Origin of the sequence: Alkalimarinus coralli, assembly GCF_023650515.1 — a bacterium.
GTDB lineage: Bacteria > Pseudomonadota > Gammaproteobacteria > Pseudomonadales > Oleiphilaceae > Alkalimarinus > Alkalimarinus coralli.
The window spans coordinates 2,072,759-2,083,980 of the sequence record NZ_CP096016.1 but is presented as its reverse complement, the minus strand read 5'-3'; the positions used below and the strand labels follow the sequence as shown (position 1 = coordinate 2,083,980).

Annotated in this window: 8 protein-coding genes; 7 read left to right on the top strand and 1 reads right to left on the bottom strand. The window is 46.3% G+C overall.

Features of this window, described 5'->3' with window-relative positions; all coding sequences use genetic code 11:
* Positions 1-138: 138 nt before the first annotated feature.
* The gene (gltA, locus tag MY523_RS09215) at positions 139-1,410 is read right to left on the bottom strand and encodes a citrate synthase (protein ID WP_250658480.1); all 1,272 of its coding nucleotides are present in this window, start codon (positions 1,408-1,410) and stop codon (positions 139-141) included.
* 634 nt (positions 1,411-2,044) lie between these two features.
* Between gltA and sdhC the strand changes: the two genes are divergently transcribed.
* The 7 genes from sdhC to lpdA all read left to right on the top strand — a co-directional run bounded on the left by sdhC (position 2,045) and on the right by lpdA (position 11,157).
* A complete protein-coding gene (gene sdhC, locus MY523_RS09210; protein ID WP_370301477.1) occupies positions 2,045-2,419 on the top strand; it encodes a succinate dehydrogenase, cytochrome b556 subunit in 375 nt (124 codons plus the stop codon).
* The gene (sdhD, locus tag MY523_RS09205; protein ID WP_250658479.1) at positions 2,413-2,760 is read left to right on the top strand and encodes a succinate dehydrogenase, hydrophobic membrane anchor protein; all 348 of its coding nucleotides are present in this window, start codon (positions 2,413-2,415) and stop codon (positions 2,758-2,760) included. The genes sdhC and sdhD overlap by 7 nt, the downstream gene beginning before the upstream one ends.
* A gap of 3 nt (positions 2,761-2,763) precedes the next feature.
* Positions 2,764-4,536: a succinate dehydrogenase flavoprotein subunit gene (gene sdhA, locus MY523_RS09200; protein WP_250658478.1), complete on the top strand. Its 1,773-nt coding sequence runs from the start codon at positions 2,764-2,766 to the stop codon at positions 4,534-4,536.
* A gap of 14 nt (positions 4,537-4,550) precedes the next feature.
* A complete protein-coding gene (locus MY523_RS09195) occupies positions 4,551-5,255 on the top strand; it encodes a succinate dehydrogenase iron-sulfur subunit (protein WP_250658477.1) in 705 nt (234 codons plus the stop codon).
* A 316-nt stretch (positions 5,256-5,571) separates the two neighbouring features.
* Positions 5,572-8,412, top strand: a complete 2,841-nt coding sequence (locus MY523_RS09190; protein ID WP_250658476.1) for a 2-oxoglutarate dehydrogenase E1 component — start codon at positions 5,572-5,574, stop codon at positions 8,410-8,412.
* 33 nt (positions 8,413-8,445) lie between these two features.
* Entirely contained in the window at positions 8,446-9,693 is a 1,248-nt protein-coding gene (gene odhB / locus MY523_RS09185) for a 2-oxoglutarate dehydrogenase complex dihydrolipoyllysine-residue succinyltransferase (RefSeq protein ID WP_250658475.1), read from the top strand.
* A 24-nt stretch (positions 9,694-9,717) separates the two neighbouring features.
* Complete coding sequence (lpdA, locus tag MY523_RS09180; protein ID WP_250658474.1) at positions 9,718-11,157, top strand: dihydrolipoyl dehydrogenase; 1,440 nt, start codon at positions 9,718-9,720, stop codon at positions 11,155-11,157.
* Positions 11,158-11,222: the final 65 nt, after the last annotated feature.

The window sequence follows — 11,222 nt, the reverse complement described above, 5'->3', positions numbered from 1 at the left end:
TCGTTGTCGGGCGAGAGGGTTCTCTCGCCCTTCAGTGTTGTTGAGTGTCTTTGGGTTTTTGTTGTGTGGTGATGTTTAAATTGGGTAGGCAATAAAAAAGGGCCATCGGAAGAGGCCCTTTTTTATTGCGTTATTGACTTACTTTTTAGGGTAGTCGCGCTTGCTGTAGCCTGTGTATAGTTGACGTGGTCTGCCAATTCTATAGTTTTCGCTTACCATCTCGTTCCAGTGTGAGAACCAGCCGATGGTTCGCGACATGGCAAAGATAACGGTAAACATTGAGACGGGAATACCTACTGCTTTGAGGATTATACCGGAGTAGAAGTCTACGTTAGGGTATAGCTTGCGCTTAATGAAGTATTCATCTTCAAGTGCAATTTGCTCAAGGCGCTTCGCGATTTTTAGCAGAGGATCATTCTCAAGGCCTAATGCTTTTAGAACTTCGTCGCATGTTTCACGCATAACTTTGGCGCGAGGGTCAAAGTTTTTATAAACACGGTGGCCGAATCCCATTAGGCGGAATGGGTCGTCTTTATCTTTTGCTTTGGCAACGAATGTGTCGATATTTTCCACATCGCCAATCTCTTCAAGCATTGTCAGTACAGCTTCGTTGGCTCCGCCGTGAGCTGGCCCCCATAGTGCTGCAATTCCAGATGCAATACATGCGAATGGGTTTGCACCAGTTGATCCTGCCAGTCTAACAGTTGAAGTTGATGCGTTTTGTTCATGGTCTGCGTGCAGCATGAAGATTTTATCCATTGCTTTTGCAATAACTGGATCGATCTTGTAGTCGCCGCAAGGCGTGCTGAACATCATGTGCAGGAAGTTTTCAGAGTAATTCAGGTTGTTTTTTGGGTAGATAAAAGGTTGACCCAAAGAGTACTTGTAGCACATGGCTGCGACAGTCGGCATTTTAGCGACAAGCCTGAACATTGCGATGTCACGGTGTTCCTGATCTGAAAAGTCTTTGTCATGGTAGAAGGCTGACAAGGCACCCACTACGCCGCACATAATTGCCATAGGGTGTGCGTCACGTCTAAATCCATTAAAGAAGTGGGTCATCTGGTCGTGAACCATTGTGTGTTGGCCAACGGTTTGACGAAATTGCTCGCTTTCCTCTTTAGAGGGTAGTTCGCCGCGAACTAGCAGGTAGCATAACTCCAGGTAGTCGGAGCTTTCGGCGAGTTGTTCTATTGGGTATCCCCTGTGTAATAGGATACCGTTGTCACCGTCGATGTATGTGATCTTTGATTCGCAGGCGGCGGTAGATACGAAGCCAGGGTCATAAGTAAATAAGCCTTGGGCTACTAATCCTCGTACATCAATTACATCTGGGCCTTCAGTTCCTGAATAAACAGGGAACTCAACATTAATATCGCCCACCGATAACTGTGCTTTTTTATCAGTCATGGTGCTCTCCTATGGTCAGTGCTATGCCTAATTTCATGCGCTATACCTAAACAAAGTGTTTGCCCTTGATGGGGGTAATTACTGTCTTTAGGTATTGTGCCTATTTACCAGGCTCGGTTTGTTAAAAAAGAAATGCATTGTTTAAGTTAATGCAGGCTTTTTACGAGCCTTAAAAACAAGTGCCAAATATGATTCACCTACAAAAATTAGCGCGTTAAAGCACATGTCTATATAACATATGACGTAATTTGCATTCGCGCCCACTTATAGTGCACTTAACTCGAGTTAATGTACTAAATGGGTGCAATTTTAAGGGGTTAAATCGCTTAACTTGTTGTTTGGTCGTATTTTTCTGCCATTTATATGATTATGTCGGCCGCACAACTATAGAGATTGAGAAAAATTTGTCAATGCGGAGGTGGGGAAGTTATATCCTGCGTCGGGAGTTTCTTATGCATAAAGTAGATAAATTGTTACGCCAATTGTAATTTTGTAGACATATCTCTATAATCTCGTTCCCGAAATAGCCAGAGTTCGTTCTCATAGAGAGGCTATCCGGCCTTCCTAAAGAAACGCCTTGAGCACCTCTCCTGTAAATTCGCCCCCTGTGGGCCCAAAAGAGTGTGAAGAAGCTGTGAATAGCAATAGACCTGTTAACCTAGATCTGTCCAAATTTAGTTTTCCACTACCTGCCATCACTTCGATAATTCATCGTATTACGGGGTTAGCTCTGTTTGTTGGAGTTGCGTTCGTATTGTGGGCATTTGAAATGTCCCTAAGCGGTGAAGAAGGGTTTAATGTCATCAAAGACATTATGCAGGGTTTTTTAGCCAAGTTGATTCTATGGGGAATTATCTCGGCATTGTTGTACCACCTTGTTGCAGGCATCAAGCATCTATTAATGGACGCTGGTATTGGCGAAACGTTAGAAGGTGGTAAGTTGGGCGCCAAAATTACCTTGGTGGTTTCAATTGTATTGATTTTGCTCACAGGAGTCTGGATATGGTAGCCAGTGTTACTAGCTTAGGAAGAAGTGGTCTATATGACTGGATGGTGCAACGGGTTACGGCTGTTGTTTTAGCAGTATATATCCTTTTTCTATTAGGTTATTTTGTGTTGACACCAGATCTGAGCTACGAAGCTTGGAGTGGGTTGTTTGCAAATACCTGCATGAAGATATTTACCATTATGGCCTTGGTTTCTCTTAGCGCACATGCGTGGGTTGGAATGTGGACCATTTCAACAGATTATTTGAAAAATGGTTTGGTTAGATTCCTTTTTCAAGCGTTTTGTGGCGGCGTGATGTTCGTATATTTCGTCTGGGGCGTTCAAATTTTGTGGGGACTGTAATTAATGTCTAAGCTTCGAACTCTAACTTATGATGCCATTGTAATTGGTGGTGGCGGTGCAGGCATGCGTGCTGCACTTCAGTTGACTGAATCAGGCGTTAAAACAGCCTGTATCACTAAAGTATTTCCTACCCGTTCTCACACTGTATCAGCACAAGGCGGTATTACCTGTGCGATTGCAAGTAACGACCCGAACGATGATTGGCGCTGGCACATGTATGACACCGTCAAAGGTTCAGATTACATAGGTGACCAGGACGCTATTGAATACATGTGCTCTGTTGGTCCGCAGGCTGTTTATGAATTGGATCACATGGGGCTGCCTTTTTCCCGTACAGAAGAGGGACGTATCTACCAGCGTCCATTTGGTGGTCAGTCTAAAGACTATGGTAAAGGTGGTCAGGCGGCGAGAACTTGTGCTGCAGCAGATAGAACCGGGCACGCACTTCTTCATGCTTTGTACCAAGGCAACCTTAAAGGTGGCACAACCTTTCTAAACGAATGGTACGCAGTAGATCTGGTTAAGAATCAGAAGAATGCAGTCGTGGGTGTTATCGCGATCTGTATTGAAACAGGTGAAACTGTTTATGTAAAAGCCAAAGCTACAGTTATGGCTACTGGTGGCGCAGGGCGAATTTACCAGTCTACGACTAATGCGCTTATTAATACCGGTGATGGAATGGGAATGGCGCTTCGCGCAGGTTTCCCGGGCCAGGATATGGAAATGTGGCAGTTCCACCCAACGGGTATAGCAGGTGCGGGGGTTCTGGTAACAGAGGGCTGCCGTGGTGAAGGTGGTTACTTGATTAATGGTGACGGCGAACGCTTTATGGAGCGTTATGCGCCAAACGCAAAGGATCTGGCTGGCCGTGATGTTGTAGCACGTTCAATGGTTCTTGAGATTCTTGCGGGCCGAGGTTGTGGGCCAAACAAAGATCACGTATTGCTTAAGCTAGATCACTTGGGTGAGGAGACTCTTAACTTACGCCTGCCAGGGATTTGTGAGCTGTCGAAAACATTTGCCCATGTTGATCCGGTAAAAGCGCCTGTTCCAGTCGTCCCAACCTGCCACTACATGATGGGCGGTATACCTACTACTATTGGCGGGCAGGCTTTGACTCAAGATGCTGATGGCAACGATCAGATTATCGAAGGTCTGTACGCTTGTGGAGAGGCAGCTTGTGTATCTGTTCATGGTGCAAACCGCTTGGGTGGTAACTCTCTGCTTGATTTGGTTGTATTTGGCCGGGCAGCAGGTATTCAGATCGAGAAGTCATTGAAAGAAGGCTTTGCGACCGATGCTGCGACTGAGGCGGATATTGAGGCTGCGATGGCACGTCTTGACCGTTTGAACAACTCTACCGGTGGCGAAAGTGTTGCACAGGTTAGAGCTGACTTGCAGAGCACTATGCAGTTGTACTTTGGTGTATTCCGCGACGGTGAAACCATGCAGAAAGGTCTTAAGATGCTGGATGAGCTTCGTGTTCGAGTGCAGAACACCCATCTTGAAGATAAGAGTGGTGCATTTAATACTGCGCGAATTGAAGCACTGGAGTTGGATAACCTGTTCGAAGTCGCGTATGCGACAGCGGTATCAGCTGAAGAGCGTAAAGAGAGCCGTGGAGCGCATGCAAGAAATGACTTTACTGAGCGTGATGATGAGAATTGGTTGAAGCATTCTATGTATTTCCCAACAGAGAAGCGCGTTGGAAAGCGTGATGTAAACTTCTCGCCGAAAACTGTTGAGGCGTTTGAGCCGAAGATTCGAAGCTACTAAGGGGGGATTGAGGAATGTTAGTTAGTATATATCGTTATAATCCAGAAACAGATCAAACCCCTTATATGCAGGATGTTCAAGTTGACATCCCTGAAGGCAAGGATTTGATGGTTTTAGACGTACTAGGGTTGATGAAGGAGCAAGATACTTCGTTAGCCTACAGACGTTCGTGCCGTGAAGGTGTATGTGGCTCAGATGGGCTCAATATGAACGGCAAAAACGGGTTGGCCTGTATCACGCCGCTATCTTCCGTAGTGAAGAATAACAAACTGATATTGCGTCCATTGCCTGGATTGCCCGTTATTCGTGACCTGGTTGTAGATATGTCAATGTTCTACAAGCAGTACGAAAAAATTAAGCCATTCTTGATCAATGATAAGCCAGCTCCAGCTATTGAACGTCTTCAGACGCCTGAGGATCGCGAAAAGCTGGATGGGCTTTATGAGTGTATTCTTTGTGCATGTTGTTCAACTGCATGCCCATCGTTCTGGTGGAACCCAGATAAGTTCGTAGGGCCATCTGGCTTATTGCAGGCTTACAGGTTCTTGGCAGATAGTCGTGATACCGCGACTGCAGAGCGTTTGGCAGACCTTGATGATCCTTTCAGTGTTTTCCGCTGCAGAGGTATCATGAACTGTGTAAGCGTTTGCCCCAAAGGGCTTAACCCTACCAGAGCAATTGGTCATATAAGGAATATGCTTCTACAGCGCGCTACTTAGTAGTGGGCTGATAGATATTTTAGCTGGGAAACTCTTTAATAATTAGGGGTTTCCCAGAAAATGTCTATACTGTACTGATGAATCCATGTGTCGCTGATACTAATGGCTAATATCTTGCCTTAATGTTAGCGCACATAATCCGGAACCTGTAACGTAAACCCAAAAAGTTGATGTTGCAGTTTTGCTGAAAAAAAAGAAAACCACTGGTTGGCGGGTAACACCCGTGCTATCTGTGGGGCAGCAGTCATCAAAGGTAAGTTTTTAACCGGTTGCCACCAGATAGCTCCCAGGCATTAACCAAGGCGAGCTATAAAAAATGCACGAAAGCATAATGGAGCAGTTATGGCAGACTTCCCATCTGGCAGGAGGGAACTTTGCTTATGTTGAGCAGTTATACGACACTTACCTGACCGACCCTAATCAGGTCCCAGAAGAGTGGAGAAGTTATTTTGATCAGCTCCCAAGAGCTGAAGAAGGTGCCACTTCTCGTGATGTACCTCACTCAACCATCCGAGAACAATTTCTACACATCTCCAAAAATCAACGTCAATACAGTCAAACATCTACCCCTTCCAGTGCGACCTCTGAGCACGAAACCAAGCAAGTCAAAGTTCTCCAGTTAATTAATGCGTACCGTTTCCGGGGCCATCAACATGCCTCTCTGGATCCTCTGGGTATTATGGAGCGGGAAACCATCGCTGATTTGGGCTTGCAGTACCATGGGTTAAGTGAAGCAGACCTGGATATCGAGTTTCAAACCGGGTCATTGATGTTCGGCGCTGAATCAATGACGTTAAGAGATATCGTTGAAGGTTTGGAGCAGACATACTGTAGTACTGTCGGTGCTGAGTATATGCACATCGTCGATACTGAGACCAAAAGGTGGTTTCAGCAGCGTTTGGAGTCGGTAAAAGCGCACCCTGAATATGAACCTGAAACACGAAAGCATCTGCTAGAGAGACTTACAGCCGCAGAGGGCTTGGAAAAATATCTGGGCTCACGCTATCCAGGAACCAAGCGATTTGGCCTCGAAGGTGGTGAGAGTTTGATTCCCCTTACTGATGAATTGATCCAGCGAGCCGGTAGCTATGGCGCTAAAGAGATTGTCATCGGTATGGCTCACCGAGGTAGGCTCAATGTATTGGTTAATACGTTGGGCAAAAACCCTAAAGACCTGTTTGATGAATTTGAAGGTAAGAAATTACATGAAATGGGCTCGGGTGACGTTAAGTACCATCAAGGCTTTTCATCGAATGTAATGACCCCTGGTGGCGAAGTGCATTTGGCCCTTTCTTTTAATCCGTCACATCTTGAAATTGTATCTCCTGTTGTTGAAGGCTCTGTCAGAGCCCGTCAGTCACGACGAGAAGATAGCCATGGCGAAACCGTCGTCCCCATTATAATGCATGGTGATGCAGCGTTTGCGGGGCAGGGTGTGGTTATGGAAACCTTCCAGATGTCGCAAACAAGGGCATATCACACAGGTGGTACGGTTCATGTTGTGATTAATAACCAGGTCGGGTTCACGACCAATAAACAGGAAGATGCCCGTTCGACAGAGTATTGTACTGACGTTGCCAAGATGATTCAGGCACCTATTTTACATGTAAATGGTGATGACCCGGAGGCCGTGCTGTTTGTAACTCAAGTGGCCATGGACTATCGCCATCAGTTTAAAAAGGATGTCGTGATTGACCTTGTTTGTTATAGGCGGCGGGGCCATAACGAAGCTGATGAACCTTCGGGCACCCAGCCCATTATGTACAAGCAGATTAAGTCGCAGCAGACGACTCGAAATATCTACGCAGAAAGCCTTGTCAGCAAAGGTGTCTTGACGGCTGAAGAGTCGAAAAAGCTTGAAGATGAGTACAGGGATGCTCTGGATAACGGTGACCACGTTGCAAAGAGCTTGGTCAAGGATCCTAAGCTAGAGTTACATGTCGACTGGACGCCTTATCTTGGTCATGAGTGGACGGCAAAAGCAAAAACCAGCATTAATCGTAAAACACTCGAAAGGCTGGGAAAGAAGCTTGGGCAAACACCTGACGGGTTCCCTATTCAGCGCCAGGTTCAGAAGATTATTGAAGACCGGAACAAAATGAACCAAGGCGCCATGCCTGTTAACTGGGGATATGCAGAAGTCATGGCGTATGCCACATTGCTAAATGATGGTCATGAGGTTCGCATAACCGGCCAGGATGTGGGGCGCGGAACGTTTTCTCATCGTCATGCTGTGTTGCATAGCCAGAATGATGGCTCCGTTTATATGCCATTGAGCCATTTGTCGGATAACCAGCCAAAAATTGAAATCTACGACTCGTTGCTATCCGAGGTCGCGGTATTGGGCTTTGAGTATGGCTATGCTACCACTAACCCAAGCGCGCTTGTTGTTTGGGAGGCTCAGTTCGGGGATTTTGCGAATGGCGCTCAAGTTGTGATTGACCAATTTATAACCAGTGGTGAGCACAAGTGGGGGCGCTTGTGTGGTCTAACCATGCTGCTACCTCATGGCTACGAAGGGCAGGGGCCGGAGCACTCATCAGCCAGATTGGAACGTTATTTGCAATTGTGTGCTGAACACAACATTCAGGTTTGCGTGCCAACAACGCCATCTCAGGTGTTCCATATGCTGAGACGCCAGGTTAAGAGACCTTTGAGAAAACCGTTGATTGCGATTACTCCGAAAAGCTTGTTGAGGCACAAAGAAGCGGTTTCTACCATTGAAGAGTTGTCAGAAGGTACTTTTCATACGGTTTTACCCGAAGTCGATGCGCTGGATCCGAAAAAAGTCAAGCGCGTAGTGCTTTGTAGCGGTAAGGTTTATTACGACCTATTGGAGCGACGACGTAATGAGGGGAAAGAAGAGGTTGCTATTGTTCGCATTGAGCAACTTTACCCTTTCCCATCTGAGGACTTGTTGGATGTGCTGTCCGTTTATCCAAAATTCACGGATGTTGTATGGTGTCAGGAAGAGCCTATGAATCAGGGGGCTTGGTACTGTAGTCAGCACCATATGCGAGAAGTGCTACGGGAGATTAACCCGAAAATATACCTCAATTACGCGGGCAGGCCTGCATCCGCAGCGCCGGCATGTGGCTACGCCTCAGTCCACGTAGAAGAGCAGAATAAGCTAGTGAGCGAAGCATTAGACGTATAACTAAGAAAAGAATTCGTAGAGAAAGGATAACAAATGGCAATCGAAATTAAAGCACCTACCTTCCCTGAGTCTGTAGCAGACGGAACTATTGCGACCTGGCATAAGCAGCCAGGCGAGCAAGTTTCTAGAGATGAGCTTATTGTCGATATTGAAACAGACAAAGTTGTGCTGGAAGTTGTTGCACCCAATGATGGTGTAATAGAGAAAGTTGTAAAAGGTGAGGGAGATACCGTCCTCAGTGGAGAGGTTATAGGCGTTTTTGCAGAGGGGGCTTCAGGCTCGGCTGCGGAAACAAAAGGGGCTACATCCGAAGCCTCAACTGAACAGGAAGTCATTACTCCAAAAGCAACAGAGGAAATTTTGTTGAGTCCTGCCGCTCGCAAACTGGTTGATGAGAATAATCTGGATGCATCCTCAATACCAGCATCTGGTAAAGGGGGGCGATTGACTAAAGAAGATGTCGTGAACTATTTGGGTGCATCAAGCAAGTCGGTTGCGGCTTCGGCGCCCCAAACTGACGCGAGTAAGGCGGCTACTGATGCACCAACAATGCCTAGCCTGGAAGTTCCTGGCCAAGGTAGACCTGAAAAAAGAGTTCCGATGACTCGTCTTAGAGCCAGTATTGCAAGGCGCTTAGTCAACGCCCAGCAGACAGCTGCAATGTTGACGACGTTTAACGAAGTTAACATGAAGCCGATTATGGATCTTCGGAACCAGTATAAAGATTTGTTTGAGAAGAAGCACAATGGCACTCGTCTGGGCTTCATGTCCTTCTTTGTTAAGGCTGCAGTAGAAGCACTCAAGCGATACCCGGCAGTTAATGCATCAATTGATGGTAACGACATCGTTTATCATGGATATCAGGATATCGGTGTGGCTGTATCTTCAGATCGTGGTCTGGTTGTTCCTGTTCTGAGGGATGTTGATGGCATGGGGCTTGCCGATATTGAAGCGTCTATACGTGGTTATGGCTTAAAGGCGCGTGATGGGAAGTTAGCCATTGAAGATATGACTGGAGGAACATTCACCATTTCCAATGGTGGTGTATTTGGTTCGTTAATGTCCACACCCATACTAAATCCACCACAGACAGCAATACTTGGAATGCACAAAATTCAGGAGCGTCCAATGGCTGTAGATGGTGAAGTTGTAATATTGCCAATGATGTACTTGGCATTGTCATATGACCATAGGATGATTGACGGGAAAGAAGCTGTGCAGTTCCTTGTAACCATGAAAGAGTTACTTGAAGATCCAGCCCGAATTGTCCTAGACGTATAAAAATATAATGTGAGTGGAAGAAAAATGTCAGAAAAATTTGATGTCATTGTTATCGGAGCAGGGCCTGGTGGATACGTTGCAGCCATACGGTGTGCTCAGTTAGGGTTAAAAACGGCGTGTGTAGAGAAGTGGACTTCGGATACAGGCAAGCAGATTTTGGGCGGTACCTGTTTGAATGTCGGATGTATTCCTTCTAAAGCATTACTTGAGTCTTCACACAAGTTTGAAGAAACACTGCATGATTTTGATTCTCATGGAATCATAACCGGTGACGTGAAAATGGACGTCGCCAAAATGCTGGAACGCAAAAATACCATCGTTAAGAATTTAACCGGCGGAATTGCTTCGCTGTTCAAGGCCAATGGTGTTACCTCGATCCAGGGATCGGGCAAGGTCTTAGGGGGAAAGCAGGTTGAAGTGACAAACAATAGTGGTTCTGTTTCGGTTTATGATGCCGAAAATATCGTTATTGCGACTGGATCCAGACCTGTAGAAATACCTCCAACACCTTTGACAGAAGGACACATCGTTGACTCCACAGGCGCGCTAGACTTTGAAGAAGTGCCTAAACGCCTAGGGGTTATTGGTGCCGGGGTGATCGGTCTTGAGCTGGGAAGTGTTTGGTCTCGATTAGGGTCGGAAGTGACGGTTCTTGAGGCGCAAGACAAGTTTTTACCTACAGCTGATCAGCAGATTGCAAAAGAGGCGCTTAAGCAACTCAAAAAGCAAGGCTTGGACATCAAGCTAAAAGCTCGCGTAACGGGCAGTGAAATTAAGCGTGGCCTGGTCAATGTTTCGTACGAAGACTCAAAAGGTAAGCAGGAAGCGAAGTTTGACAAAGTTATTGTCGCAGTAGGGCGTGCGCCTTATACCGAAGGGCTTTTGTCTCCTGAGAGTGGTGTTAATCTGGACGAGCGTGGATTTATCTTTGTCGACGACCAGTGCCGAACCGATGTTCCTGGAATTTATGCAGTGGGTGATGTTGTTCGAGGCCCAATGTTGGCGCACAAGGGGATGGAAGAAGGCGTTATGGTTGCTGAGCGAATAGCTGAGCAGAAAACCCAGGTTAACTATGACTGTATTCCTGGTGTAATTTACACTAACCCAGAAATCGCCTGGGTTGGTAAAACTGAAGAACAACTCAAAAATGATGGTGTTGAATATAATGTAGGTACCTGCCCATTTGCCGCGAATGGACGTGCTATGGCTGCAAACAGCACAGCCGGGCTGGTAAAGGTTATTGCGGACGCATCAACTGATCGAATTCTTGGGGTTCATATTATTGGGCCGCAAGCCTCTGAGCTAATTGCTCAGGCTGTTATTGCGATGGAGTTTGGTTCTAGCGCAGAAGATCTTGGGTTAACAATGTTTGCCCATCCTTCATTATCAGAAACAGTTCACGAAGCTACACTCGCGGTAGCAGGGCATGCAATTCATATTGCAAATAGAAAGAAGAAAAAGTAAGCGTTGCTGATAGGCGCTACTTCATTGACTGCTGGAGAGTGATCCTCTCCGGCAGCTTAATAGTC